A 19,887-nucleotide genomic window follows, 5' to 3' on the forward strand; every position below is an offset into this window, starting at 1 on the left:
CGCTCTTTTTAGGCCCTTTGCCGCCCCCAGAACGATAGAAATCCCGGAATCGCCCCGCGGCTGGTATGGAGCAGATCGCCAATCCCAGCAAGAACAACCACAGTTTTGCAGGGCAGCCGTTCGAGGATTGCGGCACACGGGCCGAGGCCGCTATTTGCCGCGTGTCGTCCGCGATAATTGCCCGGTTTTCTGGGTGCGGCAGCGCACCCAAACCCAGACAATGACCAGCACCGGGGCTCCCACCGTCACCCAGGCGACATACTGGCCGACCGGTCCCCAGAGCAGCGCAGCCAGCAGGCCGGTGATGGTCGCAGCCGCGAGCAGGATGGGTGCAGCAAAGACACGTATCCACAGGCCCGAGCGGTCAGAGGAGCCATGCATCACGACGGGACCGGGGTTCGTCTGGCGAATGCGTCGCTCCGGGCGGGCGCGCGCTTGCGCCGCCGTGCCAGCCAGAGATAGAGGCCGCTGCCGATCACAACGATTGTAAGAATGTCGAGCACGGCCCAGATCACCTTGAGCGGCATCCCGCCATAATCGCCGAAATGCAGCGGCTGCGAGATCAGGAGCGCCTGGAGATAGACCGGCAGCGCCCGGCTGTCGGCGACCTCCCCTGTTTCGCCATCGAGCAGGACCGGCTTGAGCAGTCGCGCCGTCAGCGCCGTGTCGCCGCGCATGAAGGCGGCGAAGTGGTGCGAGGAGGTGAACGGCGTTCCCGGAAACGCGATGAAGGCAACCTCCATCCCGGGCGCCGTCTGCCTCGCGCGCGCCACGACGTCGTCGAGCGAAGCCAGATGCGACGGCGGCGGCTTGCCGGCATAGGGCGCGACCATGCTGGCAAGCTCGGTGGCCTTCCACTGGTTGAGCATCAGCTCGGCCCAGGTGTTGACGACGCCGGTGAGGCCAACCACCAGCGCCCAGGCCACCGTCACGACGCCGATCAGATTGTGCCAGTCGAGCCAGCGAACGCGGCGCGAGGCGTGACCGCGAATGGTGGCAAAGCGCAGCCGGCGGGTGAACGGCCAGTACAGCACCACGCCGGAGATGATGGCGATGGCGAACAGCAGGCCCATCCCGCCGAGGAACAGTTTTCCGGGCTGGCCGGCAAACATGTCGGTATGCAGCTTGAGCATGATCAGCATCGGCCCGATGCCGACCGGCCCGAGCAGCTTGGTCGACACCGCATCGAACGCGCGCACGGTCGTGTTGTCAGGCAGCCCGTCGACGGCGCTGTTGGTGAACGCCGTCACGATCCCGGGCTCGTCCTTGTCCCAGGCGATATATTGCAGCACCCGGCCGGGATCGGCGGCGAGCGCGGCGTCGGCGACGGCTTGCGTCGTCGCGCGCGCCGCGCCCGCGTGAGCTTCGGGCTGGGGGGCATAGCCCAGGAGCTCATCGATCTCGTGATGGAAGACCAGCGGCAGGCCGGTCAGGCAGAGCAGCAGCAAGAAGACGGTCGAGATCAGGCTGGTCCAGGTGTGGACCACGGACCAGAGCCTGACCGTGCGCGCCTTCACGAGGCCCTCCCCTCGCCGGTGCCTACCACTTGTAGGAGACGCTGGCGGTGACGCGCCGGCGGTCGCCGTAGAAGCATGACGAGGCCGCCGCGCAGCTTGCGACGTAGATCTTGTCGGTCAGGTTGATCACGTTGATTGCCGTGCGCCAGTTCTGCCACTCGTAGTGGACCGCGAGGTCGCCGAGCACGACCGCGGGAACCTCGAGGGTGTTGGCGACGTCCGCCCAGGAGGCGCCGACATAGCGCACGCCGCCGCCAAAGCCGAATCCCGCAAGCGGTCCGTCCTTGAATGTGTAGTCGGCCCAGCCCGAGACCAGGAGCTCAGGCGTGTTGGTCGGCGTCTTGCCGACCAGCGCCGGATCGAGATCCCTGCTGGTGAAGAGATGATAGGCCGTGAAGGCGCCGATGAACTTTAACTCCTTCGTCGCATTTGCGACCGCTTCGAGCTCGATGCCACGCGAGGTCACCTCGCCGGTTTGGTTCTGCAGCGTGGTGATGATCGGATCGGTAGTGGGTACATTCTGGCGCTTCAGGTTGAACACCGAGGCAGTGAAGTAGCCATCAAATCCCTTGGGGGCGACCTTGACGCCGATTTCGGCCTGCTGGCCGGTCTCCGGCTGGAATAGCTGATTTTGCGCGTTGAGCCCGATAATCGGGTTGAAACTCGTCGCGTAGGAGATGTAGGGCGCGATGCCGTTGTCGAAATTGTAGATCAAGCCTGCGCGACCGCTGAACTGGCTGTCATTGTTGCTGGCGAGCGTCGCCCCAGTGTCACGGGCGGCCTGCGTCGTCTCGACCCAATCGTTGCGGCCGCTCAGCACCAGCGTGAAGTTACCGAGCTTCATCTGGTCCTGGAGGTAGGTGCCGGCCTGCTTCTGCGTGATCAGGAAGTTTCGGAACGGCGGGCCTGTGAGCGGGATGTTAATGCCGTAGACCGGATTGAGCACATTGATCGGAGGAACGGTGCCGAAGTTGAAGGCCTGATAGTCGTCGATCTGATAGCCCTTCAGATCAACACCGAACAGCATCGTGTGCCTGACCGGACCGCTGTTGAAGCGATACTCGAGCTGGTTGTCGAGATCGGCCTGATTGGCGGTGTTCTTCGCATACCAATTGTAGCGGCCCATCGTGGCCGTATTGATGTTGTCCCAGCCATTGCCGATATAGCCGCGATAGGTCAGGTCGATATGCGCAAATCGCGCATTCTGGCGGAACGTCAAATCGTCGGTGAGATTGCGCTCGAACTGGTAGCCGAGCATCTCCTGCTCGCGCGTGAACTTGTCGACGCTGGGATCGCCGACGAAGAAGCTGGTCGGGATCTTGCCGAATGGCGCGTTGGTCACCGTGCCCTGATAGGGCAGGAAGTTGATGCCGCGCGTGTCCTGCTTCGAGGCCGAGGCCAGCACCGTGAACGTGGTGTCGGCATCCGGCTTCCAGGTGAACGACGGCGCGATGAAGTAGTTGTTGTCGGGCGTGAAGTTGACCTGCGTCGGGCCGTTCTGGACCTGGCCGACGACGCGGTAGAACAGCTTGCCGTCCTGGGGCTGTGTCGCGACAGGACCGCCGACATCGAAACCGACATAGGCGTTGCCGAAATTGTTGACGCCGGTCTCGATGTAGCGGATCGGCTCGGCCGGCGGTAGCTTGCTGATGACGTTGACGATGCCGCTCGGGCTCGATCCGCCGTAGAGCACCGCCGACGGGCCGCGCAGCACCTCGACGCGCTCCATGTTCGACGGCTGAAGCTTCCAGCTCGCGTAGGAGGTGTAGAACAGCTGCATGCCGTCGAGGAACAGTCCGATGTCGTCGGACTTGAAGCCACGGATCAGCCACCAGTCGTTGCGGGTGTCGGCGCCGAAGGTGCCGGCCCGCACGCCGGCGGTGTAGCGCAGGACTTCGTCGAGCTTGTTCGGCTTCTGGTCGCGGATCTGCTCCGCGCCGATCACCGACACCGACTGCGGCGTCTCCATGATCGGCGTGTTGGTCTTGGTGCCGGACGAGCTGCGGTTGGCGACATAGCCGTTCACCGGACCGCGCGGCGTCTCGACAAAGCCGACGTTGCGCTGTTGAACCGGCCTGCGGCTGGCGGCGGACTGCACCGACGGCCGCGCCGCGCGGCGCACGGCGGCAGCGGGCGCGCGGCGGCGCGTTTCCGGCGCGTCGACGGTGACCGACGGCAGGTTTTGCGCACCGCCTTGCGCCGAGGACTGCGCAAGCGATGCCTGCGGTACCACTGCGAAAGCAGACGCGGACGCCAAGACGACCGACCGCAGCATACGAAGACTGTTCAACGCGCACCCCAACATGTCTGTTTGCTTGCGTCATGCCGTCGTTCCCCCAACGGCAGGCGCTTGCAGTGACGCTTAGGTGAGCGCGCGCGAATTCCCTAATTGAAAACCTCTTAGAAGGGTTCTTAGAAATGATCCAATATTCCCGGAGATTTCCGAGAGATCAGCGTGAAACTTTCTCAGCCTCGAGCATCTTCTCGGCTGTCGCCGTGAGACGGTCGATCTGCGCCAGCAGCGTCTCGAACTCGTCCTTGCTCAACTGTTCCAGCAATTGCCGATTGCGCTCCTGCGCGCCTTCGACGATCGCATCATGTGCGGCGAGCCCTGCGGCAGTCAGCGCGACCAGCACCTCGCGGCTGTCCTTCGGGTTCGCCGACTTCGAGATCAGCTTGCGCGAGACGAGTTCCGCGAGCGCGCGGCTGATCTGGCCCTTGTCCTGGCCGACGGCTTCGGCGAGCCGCGCCACGCTCATCGGCGGACGGCGACCGAGCGAGGCAACGAGACCGAACTCGACCGAGGACAGTCCGGCGAGGCGCTTGTAGCGCAGGATGGCACCGCGCTTGAGCAAATTGGCGAGCACCATCAGCCGTGACGACAGCATAACGGTGATCGGCGCCGGCGAGTGGCTTTCGTCCCCATCGGGCGATGCGTGCCCGTCCCTGCTCGATGTCTGGCTCATGATCCACCTCTGCCAAGAAAGCCGGGGCGTGCCAAGCGCTGGTAGCGCAACCTCCCCAACCACATCGGAATGCGATTAAGAGGCATTCTGGAATATCGTTGACATTGTCATCGAATTATTTTTCACTGGGTCACCGCATCAAAACGACCCGGCCACCCAAGGCCAGCGGCGGGAGGAACAGCATGACGATGACCCAGCGGGATCGCGATCTCGGCACCGCCTATGCGATGAAGCCGGCACATACGCGTACCGAGCTCACCTCGGTCGTGCGCGGTACACCGATGGGAGAATTGCTGCGCCGCTACTGGCATCCGGTCGGGCTCGTCAGCGACGCCACCGACACGCCGAAGAAGGTGCGTGCGCTCGGCGAGGATCTGGTGCTGTTCCGCGACAAGGATGGCCGCGCCGGCCTGCTGCACGCGCGCTGCTGCCATCGCGGCACCACGCTCTACTATGGCAAGGTGGAGGAAGACGGCATCCGCTGCTGCTATCACGGCTGGAAGTTCGACGCCGAAGGCCACTGTCTCGAGCAGCCCTGCGAGCCCGACGGCGGCCAGTTCAAGGACAAGGTGCGTCAGCCCTGGTACCCGGTCGAGGAGCGCTACGGGCTGATCTTCGCCTATATGGGCCCGGCCGAGAAACGCCCGGTGCTGCCAGCCTACGAATGCCTGGAAAACATGGACGAAGGCGAGTTCGTCGAGGCCGACGATTCCTCGATCGGCGGCGGCGGCCCCGCGATCATCCCCTGCAACTGGCTTCAGCATTTCGAGAACGTGGTCGATCCCTATCACGTGCCGGTGCTGCACGGCTCGTTCTCGGGGCCGCAATTCACCAACATGATGGCCTCGATGCCGGAGGTGAAATTCGACAAGACGCCGCGCGGCATCGCCGTGCGCTCGATCCGCAAGCAGGACGACGGCAAGGTGTTTTACCGCGTCACCGAAGCCGCCCTCCCCACCTTGCGCGTCGTTCCCAATCCGCGCGTGGCGCAATTCGCCCGCGTCGAGTCGATCGGCTGGACGCTGCCGATCGACGACACCTCGTTCCGCATCTACGTCGCCGGCCGCGTCAAGACTTCCGGCGACATCGGCCGCATGCGCTCGAAGTTCAACGGAAAATTCTGGTGGGACATGACGGAAGCCGAGCACCAGCAATTCCCCGGTGACTACGAGGCCCAGGTCGGCCAGGGCGCGCAGACCATCCACTCCGAGGAGCATTTCGGCCAGAGCGACCGCGGCATCCTGATGATCCGGCGCATGCTGAGCGAGCAACTGGAGGCGATGGAGGCAGACCGCGATCCGATCGGCGTGTCGTTCGATACAAGTGCTGCGCCGGTCGAATTCGAAGCGGGGAATTACATCCGCGAAGGCTGAGTTTTTGTTTGGCGCGTTTTCTTCACGCGGACCGGTATCCACTTCGCTCGAAAACGCTCTCGACCAGCCTCACGAAGGGCTGGACCGGCAACGATAACAAAGACAAATTGGGGGGATGCGATGGTCGATGTGACGTCACAAGTCTCGGTGCAAACGGCCGCGGCGGCGCCCCCCTCGCCGCGCCGCTATTATGTGCTGGGCCTGCTGACCATCATCTATGCGCTGAACTTCCTCGACCGCACGATCTTCAACGTCCTGATCGAGCCGATCAAGAAGGAGTTTCAGCTCAGCGACACCATGATGGGCCTGCTCGCGGGCTTCGGCTTCGCGCTGTTCTATTCCCTGCTCGGCATTCCCATCGCGCGCGTCGCCGACCGGCTCAACCGGCGCAACATCGTCGCGGTGGCCTTTGCGTTCTGGAGTACGATGACGGCGTTGTGCGGGGCGGCCTCGAGCGTGACCTCGCTGGCGCTGGCGCGCATCGGCGTCGGCATCGGCGAATCCGCCGGCTCCCCCGCCTCGCAGTCCATCGTCGCCGATCTCTTCGCCAAGAACGAGCGTCCGCGCGCGCTCGGCATCTACGCCATCGGCACCTATCTCGGCGTCTTCCTCGGCTATTTCATCGGCGGCTACGTCAACCAGCACTATGGCTGGCGGATGGCGTTCTACGTCGCCGGCCTGCCGGGCATCCTGCTCGCATTGATTCTGTGGCTGACGATCTCCGAGCCGAAGCGCGGCGCGATGCAGGAGAGTTTCGTGCCCGAGCCGCTCGGGCCGACACTGCGCTTCCTGGCCTCGCAGCAGAGCTTCATCATCGTGCTGGTCGGCTTCTGCCTCACCACTTACACGAACTACGCAACGGCGGCCTGGATCCCGCCGTTCCTGGCCCGTGTGCACCATCTGTCGAGCGCCGAGATCGGCACCTATGCCGGCACCTTCAAGGGGCTCGCCGGCATGGCCGGCACCCTGCTCGGCGGCTTCGTGGTGGCGCAGATCAGCCGCCGCGACGACCGCTGGAAGCTGTGGGCGCCGGCGATCACCTCGGGGCTGGCCGGCCCGGTGTTCGCGCTATGCATGCTGACGCAGGATTTCTCGTTGATGATCGCCATGCTGGCGCTGACCTCGTTCCTGGTCGGCTTCCATCTCGGACCGATCTTCGCGATCGCGCAGACGGTCGCCAAGCCGAGCATGCGGGCGCTCGCCTCCGCCCTGATCGCGCTGACCGCCACCTGCTTCGGCCAGGGCGTCGGCCCGCTGGCCGTCGGCATGGTCAACGACGCCCTCAAGGGCAGCTATGGCGCGGATGCCGTGCGCTATTCCCTGCTCTCGGCGGCGGTCACGACCACGCTGGGCGCCCTGCTGTTCGTCTGGGCGGCCCGCACGATCCGGGGCGATATCGGCCGGGCAGCCGCCTGAGACCCGTTCCGGCCACCAGCCCGGCGAAACCGAGCGGGCGTATTAATGAAACCATTTTGCGGAACCCGCGAAACCATCCGGAAACAGATGGTCCTTAAGACATGGGCCCATAGACGGCGGCTAAGCCCGTCGGGAGGCTCATATGAACCACTCAATTCACTCGGCTGATCGTGGCACCCACCTGAAGATCGTGGTGGTGGCGCTGGTTGCTGGTATCCTGGTCGCCGGCTTCGGGATCGCAGCCCGCACCAACGTCGATTCCAGCCAGACCGCCCAATCCGCCCACGTGATCAAGGCCGGCAAGCCGGTGGTGGTGACCAACGCGGGCACGTCCGAGATTCGCTAAGGTTCGGACCAATTTCGATTGCATAAGTGGCCGCCCTTTGGGCGGCCTTTTCGTTTCGACATCGAGAATCCGCGCGACCGCCGGGAAAAAACGGCAGTGTAGCGCGCGGGACACGGTTAATAACTCATTGTCGCGAATGAACTACCCGTCATTTCCAAACAGTACGAACTGTGAATGATGTGCCTCAAGTCTTGTGGGCAAGCATGGGGGCACCATGAGCGGCAAGCAATTTTTGATTGATCGATTTTCTTTTGGGCGGGTCGCAGGGGCTGTTGCGCTGGTGGGCCTCATCTGGAGTTCGGCACCCGTAAGTCCAGCTTTCGCGCAGTTCGTCTGCGGCGGCAGTGCTACCGGGGGCGAACCTCAAGCGGGCGGCGGCTCCACCGCCGCAAATCAGCATGACGTAGCCTGCGGCATGAGCGCTGCCGCCTTGGGCGCTACGACCGGTGTGTCCGGCGGCGCAACAGCCGTCGGATACGGCGCCTTCGCCCTCGGCGATAATACCACCACGGTCGGCAGCTTTGCCGGAGCCGGGACCACCAACGCCGGCGTCACGAGCATCGGCGCCAACGCCAATGCCTTCGGCGGCCCGGCCGGACTTTACAGCACCGCGATCGGCGCCGGGTCCAATCCCAGCGGCAGCGTTTTCGTGCAATCGCTGGGCGCCTACAGTGTCGCCATTGGCGGCGGCGACGGGACCGGCGCGACCCCCGCGCGTGCGGTCGGCAATTCGAGCGTCGCTATCGGGGCCAGCACGGTCGCCAATACCGTCAACAGCACCGTGGTCGGCTCCTCCAGCTCCGCCACGGGAATCGGCAGCGGCACCTTCGGCACTGGCCAGACCGTGGTCGGCACGAACAGCTACAGTGTCGGCGCGAACAATTCGGTCACGGGCGATAGCAGCGGAGCCTTCGGCACGGGACAGACCGTCAACGGCAATGGCAGCTTCGCCATCGGCGATCCCAACACGGTCAATGGCAACAACAGCTTCGTGTTCGGTGACGGCAACACCGTCAACGGGACCAACCAATCCGGCTGGGGTAACAACGTCCAGGCGATCGGCGCCAACAACACGGTGGCCTCGACCGCGAACTCATCCGGTTCGACGGTGATGGGCACCGGCAACACCGTGAACGGCGCCAATGCCGTCGCGATCGGCACTGGCGTCACGGTCGCTGGCGACAGCGCCATCGCGATCGGCACCGCATCGCAAGCGACGGGCGCCAACGCCACGGCGCTCGGCCCGAATGCGACGGCAGGTTTCGCCAATTCGACCGCGATCGGCGCCGGCGCGACGACGACGGCGGTGAATCAGGTTTCGATCGGCACCACGACCAACACCTATAAGATGGCGGGCATCACGTCGGCAGCGAGCACCGCCGCGCAGAGCGGCCCGACCTCGTTCGTGACGACCGACGCTGCCGGCAACCTCGCGGCGACGAGCTTCAATCCTGCTAACTTCCAGACCCAGATCAACTCGCTGTCGTCGCAGATCACGGACAACAGGCTCGAGGCGCGCACCGGCACCGCCGTCGCGCTCGCGGCCGGATCGATGCCGTCGCTGCAGCCGGGCCGCAAATTCGCTCTATCCGCCGGCTACGGCAATTTCCAGGGGGCCAATGCGTTTGCGATCGGTGCGACCGCGTTGCTCTATGACAGCAGGCAATACGCCATCGTCGGCAATGTCGGCGGCGGCGTGGGCCTCGAACGCAGCGTGGCAGGTGGCAGAGGAGCCGTTTCCCTCCAGTGGTAAGCCGTCGTCTCGCAATCATCGCCCCGCGCGTTAGTGCCGCGCTCCTGATTCTGCTCGCGGGCTGCGCCGTGACATTGGCACAGGGACCGCAGCCGACGCCGAACGCGAAGCCCGCCAACATCGACCGCAACGGCGTCTTGATGCTGATCCGCTCGTCCCTGCTCGCGCTCGACCAGGCCAACAAGACCGGCAACTACACCGTCCTGCGCGACCTCGGCGCACCCGGCTTTCAGGTCGCCAACACGGCCGCGCGCCTGTCGGAGATCTTTGCCTCGCAGCGCAACGACAGGCTCGACCTGTCGGGCGTCTCGGTGATCGATCCCCAGCTCAGCGTGCTGCCCGAGATCGCGCCGAACGGCATGATGCGCATGGCCGGCTTCTTCCCGTCGGTCCCCTCGCAGGTGAATTTCGAGCTGCTGTTTGCGCCTGTGGATAGCCAGTGGCGGTTGTTCGGGCTCTCGGTGAACGTGGCGCAGTCCGCACCCGTAGCTCCGGCCCCGCCAGCGCCCGCTGCCGCCAAGAACGGGGTAGCGGCGAAGAAGCCGCCCGAGGCCAAGCCGGCATCACCGCCGCCGGCAGCGCCGAAATAGGCTGCTCCCAGGAACGGAAACCATCGAATGGGGATGTTCGCTCTCCGTGGAAGCAACGTCCTTGACTTCACCCAGCCCCGCCTTTAAGTCCCCCCTCGTTCCGCGCGCTTTCAGCGAACCACGCGGGAGTAGCTCAGTTGGTTAGAGCGCCGGCCTGTCACGCCGGAGGTCGCGGGTTCGAGCCCCGTCTCTCGCGCCATTTTGGCAATCCCTTCATAGTCTTAGCCCGAACTTCTAGATGCTCGGCACGGTCGGCGATTGCCGGCGTGCGGCCGGAACTCGTGGCCGGGAACTCGTGGCATAGTCAGCCCGCGCCCGAATCGTCTACGCCTTCGAGGACTTTGAGGGATCCTCACGCTTTACCGGCTTTTCCGGGGCTTCCCTGTCATTGAGGAGGCCAGACATGGCTAAAAAGGATTCGGCCAAGAAGGATTCGGCGAAGAAGGCAGCCGCTCCCGCCACCATCACGCTCAAGCACCTCGCCGCTGACATCGCGGAGAGCCAGGACCTCTCGAAGAAGCACGCCGAGGCCGTCCTGACCGACATGGTCGATCTGATCGCCAAGCACCTCAAGAAGGGCGACCGCGTCCGCATCGTTGGTCTCGGCATCCTCCAGGTCCGCAAGCGCGCCGCCCGCACCGGCCGCAACCCCACCACCGGCGAGGCGATCCACATCAAGGCCAGCAAGAAGGTCGCCTTCCGCCCGGTCAAGGAGCTCAAGGAAGCGATCTGATAGCTACGTTTCGTTGAGCCTGATCCGCTTCGTTCCGGCCGCATCACGGCCCGCTTTTCTGATATACCGCCTGCTTCCCCCAAAGCCCTTCCCCAAGACCCGGCGGTTTGACCAGAAATGTCCTCCCTCTCCTTTTCGCACACCGTGACCGAACGCTTCCTGCGCTACGTCACCATCGACACCCAGTCCGATCCGGAATCCCCGGCCTCGCCCTCGACCGAGAAGCAGAAAGATCTCGGCCGCGTGCTCGCCGCCGAGCTGAAGGCCATGGGCGTCGCCGACGCGCATCTCGACGACTTCGGCTACGTCTACGGAACGATCCCGGCCAATACGACCAAGAAGGTTCCGGTGATCTGCTTCTGCTCGCACATGGACACCTCGCCCGACGTGACCGGCAAGGACGTCAAGCCGCAGCTGGTGAAGGACTATCGCGGCGGCGATATCACCCTGCCGGGCGATACCAGCCAGGTGATCCGCTTCACTGAACATCCCGCGCTGAAGAACCAGATCGGCAACGACATCATCACCACCGACGGCACCACGCTGCTGGGCGCCGACAACAAGGCCGGTGTCGCCGAGATCATGGATGCCGCGCATTTCTTCATCAACAACCCCGATGTGAAGCACGGCACCATCAAGATCCTGTTCACGCCGGACGAGGAGATCGGCCGCGGCGTCGACAATGTCGACCTGAAGAAGCTCGGCGCCCATTTCGGCTACACCATGGACGGCGAGAGCGCCGGCAGCGTCGAGGACGAGACCTTCTCGGCCGACGGCGCCACCATCACCATCAACGGCGTCAGCGCCCATCCAGGCTACGCCAAGGGCAAGATGGAGCACGCGATCAAGATCGCAGCTAGCATCGTCGAGCGGCTGCCAAAGGAAGGCTGCTCGCCCGAGACGACGTCAGGCAAGCAGGGCTTTCTGCATCCGATCGGCATCGATGGCGCGCTGGAGCAGGCGACGCTGTCCTTCATCGTGCGCGACTTCACCGAGGAAGGGCTGAAGGAGAAGGAAGTCCTGCTCGAGAACATCGTCAAGGACGTGATGAAGGACTATCCGCGCTCGACCTACAAGTTCGAGGTCAGGGAGCAGTACCGCAACATGAAGCAGGTGATCGACCGTCACCCGCAGATCCTCGAATACGCCATCGAGGCGATCCGCCGTGCCGGCCTGCGCCCGATGCGCACCGCGATCCGCGGCGGCACCGACGGCTCGCGCCTGTCCTTCATGGGCCTGCCCTGCCCCAACATCTTCGCCGGCGAGCACGCGTTTCATTCGCGGCTCGAATGGGTCAGCCGGCAGGACATGGAAAAGGCGGTGCAGACGATCGTGCATCTCGCGATGATCTGGGAGGAGAAGGCTTAGGAAACGCCGCACCTCCCGGCAGCAGGGCAAAATAATTCCGAGCCCTGCGGAACGATCCAGTGCGAGGCGCGTTGGCGCCTCAAGTCCCAAGGATGAGAATGCGAGCACATGAGGCCTCAGCCGGTCAGCCCCGGGCTGGGGCCTTTCCGCGTTTGGATCGCGCGCAAAGGCCACCCTCAGGCAGTCACGGCAGCTTGCCCGCCGCGATACTCTGCCCATGCTTGCCGCAAGATTTGCAGCGAAGAGGTCAGGAAGATTCCGGCCATCACGCCGGCGACAGCCAGATCGGGCCATGCCGTCGCGGTTCCAAATACACCGATGGCGGCAACCATCACGATGACGTTGCCGATCGCGTCATTGCGCGAGCAGAGCCAAACCGAGCGCACGTTGGCGTCGCCGTCCTTGTAGCGCGCGAGGAGGAGAACCGAAGTCAGGTTCGCTGCCAGCGCGGCCAGGCTCATCGCACCCATCAGCTCCGCACGCGGGAGTCCGAGGATCAGGGTCTGGTAGAGCGTTGATCCGAACACCCAGGCGGCCATGGCACTGAGCGACAACCCCTTGAACAACGCGGCGGTGGCACGCGTCTTGATGCTCGCGCCGATCACCGAAAGGCTCAGGCCGTAGGTGACGGTGTCGGCGAGGAAGTCGAGAGCGTCGGCCTTGAGAGCCTGCGAGCCGGCCAAATGGCCCGCCGCCATTTCACTGACGAACATCGTCGCGTTGATGGCGATGACGGTCCACAGCACACGCTTGTATCGCGGGTCGAGCCCATCGAAGACCGGAACGCCCGCCGAGCAGCAGTCGGCGCAGCCTGACGCAGCGACTTCCTCCACAGGGGGCTTGGCGGCTTCCCCACAGCACCCATCGTGCGAGCAGCAAGACTCTTCGGGCATTCCAGGCTCCCTCGCGGCGTTCCTATCCTACCATGCGACGGGTAGCGATGGCGATGAACGGTCGGCGCCGCTCGCATTTACATGAACACATGCGGGTACGACCTTCAGTACGCCACGTAACATTATTGCGGGCCGTTCTCACTATTCCGACCGCAGCGTTCCAAACGCAGTTTCGCATCCTTGCGGCGGAGGCCTCTCCCGCAACACAGCGAAAGATCACGCAACTTTGCGAGAGCCCTGCCTCAAACAGGACGCCGGCCGGGGATTGTGATAGCCTCGATCTCGAAGGCGTCGCGAGTCATCCGAGATGATGGAGGCTGGCATGTCGATTTTTCGTACTCCGTTCCCGGTAGTTGCAGGCGGAGTTCTACTGTTGCTCATCGGTGCGCCGGGCGCACTCGCTCGCGGCAGTCAGGTCGGACACGACGACCCCTGGAATCCCGAACACATCGATCGCCTGCCGCTCGAAGTCCGCAACGCAGTAGCCCATATGTGTGGAAATTCGGCCCGCGCCGCCCACTATTTCGCGACCTATCTGAACAACTCGCACATCATCAGGCTGCATTTCGAACATCTTCATTGTGGCGAGAGCGGAAGGTTCTGCAAGGCGGAGGGTTGCCTTCATCAAGAGTATTTCTCAGGAGGCGGCCAGTATCGGCTTCTCAAAAGCTACTACGGCCGCAGTGACGATTGAGCGCTCCGAGTCGCAATGATCCAGCTTGAATCGACCCTCACCTGTCCAGAGTGCGGCCATCAAACGGTCGAGACCATGCCGGCGGACGCGTGTCGGTTCTTCTATGATTGCGCGGGGTGCGGCAAGCGGCTGAAGCCGAAGGAAGGCGACTGCTGCGTGTTTTGCTCCTTCGGCTCGGCCCCCTGTCCGCCAATCCAGGCGGGTGATTGCTGTTCGCAGACTTAGTTTACAGACCGAACAATCGCTCCCGCGACGGCCGCGACAACAAGTTCCCCACACGTAACAATGTAGCGGGTCGACATCGTTGCGGCCGCCATGCTACCGGAGCGAACCGGGGAACCTGAGTGATACCGTGACCGCGATCCGCCGAGCCCATCGATCCAGCCGCCTGCGCAACTGGCGCGGGCTCGTGGCTGTGCTCGTTGCGGTCATGTATCTGCTGTCCGGCGCGCTCCATGGTGCGCACGACATCGATGTCACCAGCCCCTCCGGCGGCTCGGAGATCGCCTCGATTGTCGAAGACGGTTCTGCTCCGGGTCATGGCGACCACAAGGCGCTCGGCGGCCATCACTGCCACGGCTGCTTCTCGGTCGCTGTCGCGCAGCCGCTGCTGGCTGGAGCTGCCACTGACATCGTTGCCGCACCGATCCCGCAGCGCGAGCCTGCGCTGCTCGGCATTGCGCCTGACACCGACTCTCCGCCCCCCAAACATCTGACCTGAACTGATCAGCCGGGCGCCCGTGCGCCCACGATACGATTGTTCACAGGTCACCTTCATGTCTTGCAGACGGACTGCCGCGCGCCTGGCGTGCGCGATGGCGATTTTCGTCAGCCCCTGGCTGACGCAGCACACGCACGCCCAGACGCTGAAGATGCGGAACGCGCTATCGCGCGCGCTGGCCGCGAGCCCGCGGCTCACCGCGGCAGAGCGCGACGTCGGCATCGCCACGGGCCAGCGCATCCAGGCCGGTGCGCTGCTCAATCCGGAACTGTCCTATGAACAGGACAATTCGTTCGGATCGGGCATCTATCGCGGCACAAGATCGGCCGAGACCACGCTCCAGATCAGCCAGGCCTTCGAGCTGTTCGGCAAGCGTGATGCGCGAATCGCCGCAGGCGCCGCAGGCATCGAGGTGGCCGCGATCCAGCGCAAGGCGGTCAGGCTGGAGGTGCTGTCGGAGACTGCGATCGCCTTCCTCAGCGTGCTCGGCGCGCAGCGGCGCATCCAGATCCTCGACGAGCAGATCGCCGCGATCGACCGCCTGACGCCGCTGCTGCGCCGCCGCGTCGAGGCAGGCGCCTCCTCGCCGGCCGAGACCGGCCGCGCCGAGGTCGCGTCCGCCCTGGTGAAGGCCGACCGCGAGCGCTTCAAGGCAACGCTGGCGAGTGCCAGGCGCGAACTTGCAGTGCTGATGGGGGATCCCGCGGCAAAATTCGGCGAGGTCTCCGGCCGGCTCGACACCACGGGAAAGACGCCGACGTTCCAGTCGGTCGTCGCCGCCATCGATGCCAATCCGCAGCTGGTGCGCTGGACGGCGGTCTATGCCCAGCGCAACGCCGAGCTGTTGATGGCGCGCTTAAGGCCCTATCCCGACGTGCGGATCGCGGCGGGATGGCGCCATTTCAACGAGACCAATGACGACGCGGTGCGCCTCACCGTCTCGGTGCCGATCCCCGTGTTCGACCAGAACCAGGGCAACATCCTCTCGGCGCAGGAAAGCCTCGCCAAGACCAGGGCCGAGCGCGAGGCCAACCGCAACACGCTGATCGTGGTCGCCGGCCGCGCCTACGACTCGCTCCAGGGCTCGCTGCGCGAGCTCGCGGTGCTGCGCGAGACCGCGATTCCGAAAGCCACGGAAGCCTCGGAGGCGATCGCGCAGGGCTACGGCCAGGGCCGCTTCTCCCTGCTCGAAGTGCTCGACGCCCAGGCGAGCGTCACCCAGGCGCGGCTGCGCGAGCAGGAGGCGCTGCAGAACTTCCATGCCGGCGTTGCGACCATCGAAGGCCTCGTCGGCAATCCCTTTGCGCTGGCCCGGGAGAGCGCGCGATGAAGACATCCTCCACCATCCTGATCGCCATCGTGGCCGCAGCACTCGGCGCTTATGGCTATTCCCAGCTCGCGCCCACCAAGGTCGCGCCGACGGAGCATGCCGAGCATTCCGAACAGAAGAAGCCGAGCGACCATGTCGAGCAGGACGAGCACGGCGCCGACCGCATCCGCATCTCCGACGTCAAGCTGGCCGCCGCCGGCGTGGTGCTGGCGGAAGCTGCAAGCGCGACGCTGACCGATACACTGTCTTTCAACGGCATCTTGCGCGCCAACCAGGAAGCCGTCGTGCAGGTGACGCCGCGCTTTCCGGGGGTCGCCAAATCGATCCAGAAGCGCATCGGCGACAGGGTCGGCAAGGACGACCTGCTCGCCGCGATCGAGAGCAACCAGAGCCTGACCGTCTACGAGCTGAAGGCGCCGATCGCCGGCACCATCATCGAGCGGCAGATCTCGCTCGGCGAATACGCCTCCGAGCAGAAGCCGGCCTTCGTGGTCGCCGACCTCTCGACGATCTGGGTCGACCTCTCCATTTACCGGCAGGACCTCCGGCGCGTCCGCCTCAACGACGAGGTGCTGATCGATCCCGACGACGGCCGCGGCGAGATCAAGGGCACGATCTCCTACATGGCGCCGATCGGCAGCAGCGAGACCCAGACCGCGCTCGCCCGCGTGGTGCTGCCAAATCCGGACGGGCGCTTGCGTCCCGGCCTGTTCGTCACGGCGCGGCTGATCCTTGCCGCGCGCAACGTCGCTGTCGCCGTACGCCGAAGCGCGATCCAGACGCTGGAGAACAGGACCATCGTGTTCGTCCGCGAGGACGGCGACAAGATCGAGGCGCGTCCCGTGGAGCTCGGGGATTCCGATCCGCGCCATGTCGAGATCAAGGCGGGTCTTTCGGCCGGCGAGCATTACGTCGCGGAGAACAGCTTTGTCGTGAAGGCGGAGATGGGCAAGGGCGAGGCCGAGCATGATTGAGCGTCTCATCGCCGTCTCGCTTCAGCAGCGCTGGCTGGTCCTCCTGCTCGCGCTCGGCGCCGTCGCTTTCGGAGGGTGGAATTTCCAGCGCCTGCCGATCGACGCCGTCCCCGATATCACCAACGTCCAGGTCCAGATCAACACCCGCGCGCCCGGCTACTCGCCGCTCGAAACCGAGCAGCGCATCACCTTCCCCGTCGAGACCGCGATGGGCGGCCTGCCGAAGCTCGATTACACCCGCTCGCTGTCGCGCTACGGCCTGAGCCAGGTGACGGTCGTGTTCAAGGACGGCACCGACATCTACTTTGCCCGCCAGCTCGTGGGCGAGCGCATCCAGCAGGTGAAGGACCAGCTTCCGGCGGGCGTCGAGGTCGCGATGGGCCCGGTCTCGACCGGCCTGGGCGAAATCTTCATGTACACCGTCGAGGCAAAGGCGGGCGCGAAGACGCAGGGCGGTCACGACTATTCGCTGACTGACCTCCGCACCGTGCAGGACTGGATCATCCGGCCGCAGCTTCGCAACGTGCCCGGGGTGATCGAAGTCAACACCATCGGCGGCTTCGAGCGGCAGTTCCACGTGCTGCCGGACCCCGGCAAGCTGATGGCCTACCGGCTCGGCTTTCGCGACGTCATGACGGCGCTGGCCGCCAACAACGCCAATGTCGGCGCCGGCTATATCGAACGCAACGGCGAGCAATATCTGGTGCGCTCCCCGGGCCAGGTCGGCAGCATCAGCGAGATCCAGGACATCGTGATCGGCTCGCGCGGCGGCAATCCCGTCAGGATCAGGGATGTCGCCTCCGTCACGGAAGGCCGCGACCTCCGCACAGGCGCGGCGACGCGCGACGGCGAGGAAACCGTGCTCGGCACCGCCATGCTGCTGATCGGCGAGAACAGCCGCAGCGTGGCGCGCCGCGTCGCAGCCCGTCTCGACGAGATCGCCAAATCGCTGCCTGAGGGCGTCGTGACCCGGACCGTCTACGACCGCACCCATCTGGTCGAGGCCACCATCCGCACGGTCGAAAACAACCTCCTGGAAGGTGCGGCCCTGGTCGTGGCCGTGCTGTTCCTGATCCTCGGAAACATCCGCGCCGCGCTCGTGGTGGCCTGCGTCATTCCGCTCTCCATGGCCATGACGATCACCGGCATGGTCGAAACAAAAGTCAGCGCGAACCTGATGAGCCTGGGTGCGATCGATTTCGGCATCATCGTCGACGGCGCCGTGATCATCGTCGAAAACTGCCTGCGCATGCTGGCCGAGGCGCAGCGCCAGAAAGGCGGCCTGCTCTCCACCCCCGAACGGCTGCGCGCGATCCTGCGCGGGTCGCGCGAGGTCATCAAGCCGAGCCTGTTCGGAACGCTGATCATCGCGGTTGTCTACCTGCCCGTGCTGACGCTGACCGGCGTCGAGGGCAAGATGTTCACGCCGATGGCGCTGACCGTACTGATGGCGCTGGGCGCCGCGGTGCTGTTCTCCATCACCTTCGTGCCGGCGGCAGTTGCCATCTTCGTCACCGGCAAGGTGTCCGAACACGAAAACCTGTTCATGCGGGTGGCGAAGCGCATCTATCTCCCCCTGCTCCGCCTCGCGATCGACAATCGGGTCGCGGTCACCGTCATGGCCGCCGTCATCGTGGTCGCAAGCGGCATTGCCGCCGCGCGCATGGGCGGCGAGTTCATCCCGAGCCTGGACGAAGGCGACGTCGCGCTGGCCTCGATCCGGATTCCCGGGACCAGCCTCACGCAGTCGCTGGATCTGCAAAAGGCGCTGGAAAAGCGCATCAAGGAGATTCCCGAGGTGAAGGAATTCTTCACCCGCATCGGCACCGCCGAGATCGCGACCGACCCGATGTCGCCGGCGCAGACAGACGGCTACATCATGCTGAAGCCGCGCGCGGAATGGCCCGACCCGGGCAAGCCGAAATCGGAGGTGATCGAGGCCATCAACCACGCCGCCGACGAAATTCCCGGCAGCGCCTATGAAATCTCCCAGCCGATCCAGTTCCGTGTCAACGAGCTGATCTCGGGCGTGCGCAGCGACGTCGGCATCAAGGTCTTCGGCGACGACCTCGACATCCTCCAGGGCGCCGCAAAGCAGGTCGAGGCCGCAATCCGCGGCATCCGCGGCGCCAGCGACGTCAAGATCGAGCAGGTCTCGGGCCTGCCGATCCTCACCGTCCGGCTCGACCGCCAGGCGCTCGCCCGCTACGGGCTCAGCATCGGTGAGGTACAGGGCATTGTCGAGATCGCGGTCGGCGGCAAGTCGGCAGGCAAGCTGTTCGAGGGCGACCGCCGTTTCGACATCGTCGTGCGCCTGCCGGAGCATCTGCGCGGCAATCTCGAGGCGATCCGGGCCATCCCGATCCCGCTGCCTCCCAGCGAGGAAGCAGCAGGCGGCACCGCCGTTCGAACAGCGCTGACCGCCTCTCCCCTTGCCCAGATGCGCTATGTCCCGCTGTCGTCGGTCGCAACGGTCGATGCGACGCCCGGTCCCAACCAGATCAGCCGCGAGAACGGCAAGCGGCGCATCGTCGTGACCGCCAATGTCCGCGCGCGCGACCTCGGCTCCTTCGTGCGCGAGGCGGAAGCGGCCGTCGCCGAGAAGGTCAAGCTGCCGCCGGGCTATTGGATCGGCTGGGGCGGCCAGTTCGAGCAGCTGGTCTCGGCGACCAAGCGGCTGACGATCGTGGTGCCGGTGGCGCTCCTGCTGGTGTTCCTGCTGCTGTTCATGGGCATGGGATCGGCGGCGGATGCGGCCCTGGTTTTCTCCGGCGTGCCCCTGGCCTTGACGGGCGGCGTTGCCGCGCTTCTGCTGCGCGACATCCCGCTGTCGATCAGCGCCGGTGTCGGCTTCATCGCATTGTCGGGCGTGGCCGTTCTCAACGGCCTCGTCATCATCGCCTTCATCGAGCGGCTGCGCAGCGAGGGGCTCCCCGTGGCCGACGCCGTGCGCGAGGGTGCGCTGACGCGGCTGCGCCCGGTGCTGATGACCGCCCTGGTCGCCTCCCTCGGCTTCGTGCCGATGGCGCTCGCCACCGGCGCCGGCGCCGAGGTGCAGCGTCCGCTCGCGACCGTGGTGATCGGCGGCATCATCTCCTCGACCGTGCTGACGCTGCTGGTGCTGCCGGCGCTCTATGCGCTGTTCCGGCGTGACGGGGCTGCCGAAACGCCTACAATGGCACCTGATTTGGCGGCGTCCGGGGAGCGCTAGAT

General features: G+C 65.1%; 18 protein-coding genes and 1 tRNA gene. 14 read left to right on the forward strand and 5 right to left on the reverse strand.

Annotated elements, in window-relative coordinates; all coding sequences use genetic code 11:
* Positions 1–150 precede the first annotated feature (150 nt).
* From AB7008_RS28410 to AB7008_RS28425, 4 genes are all read right to left on the reverse strand, one after another.
* Entirely contained in the window at positions 151–381 is a 231-nt protein-coding gene (locus tag AB7008_RS28410) for a hypothetical protein (RefSeq protein ID WP_038958772.1), read from the reverse strand.
* A complete protein-coding gene (locus AB7008_RS28415) occupies positions 381–1,517 on the reverse strand; it encodes a PepSY-associated TM helix domain-containing protein (RefSeq protein WP_248877946.1) in 1,137 nt (378 codons plus the stop codon). The genes AB7008_RS28410 and AB7008_RS28415 overlap by 1 nt, the downstream gene beginning before the upstream one ends.
* 22 nt (positions 1,518–1,539) lie before the next feature.
* Entirely contained in the window at positions 1,540–3,792 is a 2,253-nt protein-coding gene (locus tag AB7008_RS28420; RefSeq protein ID WP_441261256.1) for a TonB-dependent siderophore receptor, read from the reverse strand.
* A gap of 175 nt (positions 3,793–3,967) precedes the next feature.
* Positions 3,968–4,483, reverse strand: coding sequence for a MarR family winged helix-turn-helix transcriptional regulator (locus tag AB7008_RS28425; RefSeq protein WP_028155934.1), 516 nt, complete (start codon positions 4,481–4,483; stop codon positions 3,968–3,970).
* 182 nt (positions 4,484–4,665) lie between these two features.
* On the opposite strand from AB7008_RS28425, the gene AB7008_RS28430 reads away from it, so the two are divergent.
* The 8 genes from AB7008_RS28430 to pepT all read left to right on the forward strand — a co-directional run bounded on the left by AB7008_RS28430 (position 4,666) and on the right by pepT (position 12,062).
* A complete protein-coding gene (locus AB7008_RS28430) occupies positions 4,666–5,856 on the forward strand; it encodes a Rieske 2Fe-2S domain-containing protein (RefSeq protein ID WP_441259864.1) in 1,191 nt (396 codons plus the stop codon).
* Positions 5,857–5,976: 120 nt separating this feature from the next.
* Positions 5,977–7,272: a spinster family MFS transporter gene (locus AB7008_RS28435; RefSeq protein WP_028155932.1), complete on the forward strand. Its 1,296-nt coding sequence runs from the start codon at positions 5,977–5,979 to the stop codon at positions 7,270–7,272.
* Between the two features lie 142 nt (positions 7,273–7,414).
* The gene (locus tag AB7008_RS28440; RefSeq protein WP_028155931.1) at positions 7,415–7,618 is read left to right on the forward strand and encodes a hypothetical protein; all 204 of its coding nucleotides are present in this window, start codon (positions 7,415–7,417) and stop codon (positions 7,616–7,618) included.
* Positions 7,619–8,033: 415 nt separating this feature from the next.
* Positions 8,034–9,371 carry a YadA family autotransporter adhesin gene (locus AB7008_RS28445; RefSeq protein WP_441259865.1) on the forward strand — a complete coding sequence of 446 codons (1,338 nt, stop codon included), beginning with the start codon at positions 8,034–8,036 and terminating at the stop codon, positions 9,369–9,371.
* The gene (locus AB7008_RS28450) at positions 9,365–9,961 is read left to right on the forward strand and encodes a hypothetical protein (protein WP_441259866.1); all 597 of its coding nucleotides are present in this window, start codon (positions 9,365–9,367) and stop codon (positions 9,959–9,961) included. The genes AB7008_RS28445 and AB7008_RS28450 overlap by 7 nt, the downstream gene beginning before the upstream one ends.
* A 122-nt stretch (positions 9,962–10,083) precedes the next feature.
* Positions 10,084–10,160 (forward strand) — tRNA-Asp (locus AB7008_RS28455).
* A gap of 204 nt (positions 10,161–10,364) precedes the next feature.
* A complete protein-coding gene (locus AB7008_RS28460; RefSeq protein WP_028155929.1) occupies positions 10,365–10,694 on the forward strand; it encodes an HU family DNA-binding protein in 330 nt (109 codons plus the stop codon).
* A 117-nt stretch (positions 10,695–10,811) separates the two neighbouring features.
* Complete coding sequence (gene pepT, locus AB7008_RS28465; RefSeq protein WP_441259867.1) at positions 10,812–12,062, forward strand: peptidase T; 1,251 nt, start codon at positions 10,812–10,814, stop codon at positions 12,060–12,062.
* 176 nt (positions 12,063–12,238) lie between these two features.
* On the opposite strand, the gene AB7008_RS28470 is transcribed toward pepT, so the two are convergent.
* On the reverse strand, positions 12,239–12,955 hold the full coding sequence (locus AB7008_RS28470; protein WP_441259868.1) for a cation transporter: 717 nt from the start codon (positions 12,953–12,955) through the stop codon (positions 12,239–12,241).
* Positions 12,956–13,277: 322 nt separating this feature from the next.
* Between AB7008_RS28470 and AB7008_RS28475 the strand changes: the two genes are divergently transcribed.
* The 6 genes from AB7008_RS28475 (at position 13,278) to AB7008_RS28500 (ending at position 19,885) form a co-directional block, all read left to right on the forward strand.
* Positions 13,278–13,649, forward strand: coding sequence for a hypothetical protein (locus tag AB7008_RS28475; protein ID WP_441259869.1), 372 nt, complete (start codon positions 13,278–13,280; stop codon positions 13,647–13,649).
* Positions 13,650–13,667: 18 nt separating this feature from the next.
* A complete protein-coding gene (locus AB7008_RS28480; protein ID WP_248883439.1) occupies positions 13,668–13,874 on the forward strand; it encodes a GDCCVxC domain-containing (seleno)protein in 207 nt (68 codons plus the stop codon).
* A 127-nt stretch (positions 13,875–14,001) separates the two neighbouring features.
* Positions 14,002–14,370: a hypothetical protein gene (locus AB7008_RS28485; protein ID WP_441259870.1), complete on the forward strand. Its 369-nt coding sequence runs from the start codon at positions 14,002–14,004 to the stop codon at positions 14,368–14,370.
* A 55-nt stretch (positions 14,371–14,425) separates the two neighbouring features.
* Positions 14,426–15,700 (forward strand): divalent metal ion exporter subunit IhpA, encoded by a 1,275-nt coding sequence (ihpA, locus tag AB7008_RS28490; RefSeq protein WP_441259871.1) that lies wholly within the window; start codon positions 14,426–14,428, stop codon positions 15,698–15,700.
* Positions 15,697–16,674: a divalent metal ion exporter adaptor subunit IhpB gene (gene ihpB / locus AB7008_RS28495; RefSeq protein ID WP_248878101.1), complete on the forward strand. Its 978-nt coding sequence runs from the start codon at positions 15,697–15,699 to the stop codon at positions 16,672–16,674. The genes ihpA and ihpB overlap by 4 nt, the downstream gene beginning before the upstream one ends.
* On the forward strand, positions 16,667–19,885 hold the full coding sequence (locus AB7008_RS28500; protein WP_441259872.1) for an efflux RND transporter permease subunit: 3,219 nt from the start codon (positions 16,667–16,669) through the stop codon (positions 19,883–19,885). The genes ihpB and AB7008_RS28500 overlap by 8 nt, the downstream gene beginning before the upstream one ends.
* Positions 19,886–19,887: the final 2 nt, after the last annotated feature.

This window comes from Bradyrhizobium sp. 521_C7_N1_3, assembly GCF_052075975.1.
GTDB classification, from domain to species: Bacteria; Pseudomonadota; Alphaproteobacteria; order Rhizobiales; family Xanthobacteraceae; genus Bradyrhizobium; species Bradyrhizobium japonicum.

Excerpts from the sequence above, each read along its gene's own strand:
- AB7008_RS28410 (WP_038958772.1), bottom strand. The coding sequence starts at position 381 with ATGCATGGCTCCTCTGACCGCTCGGGCCTGTGGATACGTGTCTTTGCT.
- AB7008_RS28420 (WP_441261256.1), bottom strand. The coding sequence starts at position 3,792 with ATGCTGCGGTCGGTCGTCTTGGCGTCCGCGTCTGCTTTCGCAGTGGTA.
- AB7008_RS28425 (WP_028155934.1), bottom strand. The coding sequence starts at position 4,483 with ATGAGCCAGACATCGAGCAGGGACGGGCACGCATCGCCCGATGGGGAC.
- AB7008_RS28430 (WP_441259864.1), top strand. The coding sequence starts at position 4,666 with ATGACGATGACCCAGCGGGATCGCGATCTCGGCACCGCCTATGCGATG.
- AB7008_RS28435 (WP_028155932.1), top strand. The coding sequence starts at position 5,977 with ATGGTCGATGTGACGTCACAAGTCTCGGTGCAAACGGCCGCGGCGGCG.
- AB7008_RS28440 (WP_028155931.1), top strand. The coding sequence starts at position 7,415 with ATGAACCACTCAATTCACTCGGCTGATCGTGGCACCCACCTGAAGATC.
- AB7008_RS28445 (WP_441259865.1), top strand. The coding sequence starts at position 8,034 with ATGAGCGCTGCCGCCTTGGGCGCTACGACCGGTGTGTCCGGCGGCGCA.
- AB7008_RS28460 (WP_028155929.1), top strand. The coding sequence starts at position 10,365 with ATGGCTAAAAAGGATTCGGCCAAGAAGGATTCGGCGAAGAAGGCAGCC.
- pepT (WP_441259867.1), top strand. The coding sequence starts at position 10,812 with ATGTCCTCCCTCTCCTTTTCGCACACCGTGACCGAACGCTTCCTGCGC.
- AB7008_RS28470 (WP_441259868.1), bottom strand. The coding sequence starts at position 12,955 with ATGCCCGAAGAGTCTTGCTGCTCGCACGATGGGTGCTGTGGGGAAGCC.
- AB7008_RS28475 (WP_441259869.1), top strand. The coding sequence starts at position 13,278 with ATGTCGATTTTTCGTACTCCGTTCCCGGTAGTTGCAGGCGGAGTTCTA.
- ihpA (WP_441259871.1), top strand. The coding sequence starts at position 14,426 with ATGTCTTGCAGACGGACTGCCGCGCGCCTGGCGTGCGCGATGGCGATT.
- ihpB (WP_248878101.1), top strand. The coding sequence starts at position 15,697 with ATGAAGACATCCTCCACCATCCTGATCGCCATCGTGGCCGCAGCACTC.
- AB7008_RS28500 (WP_441259872.1), top strand. The coding sequence starts at position 16,667 with ATGATTGAGCGTCTCATCGCCGTCTCGCTTCAGCAGCGCTGGCTGGTC.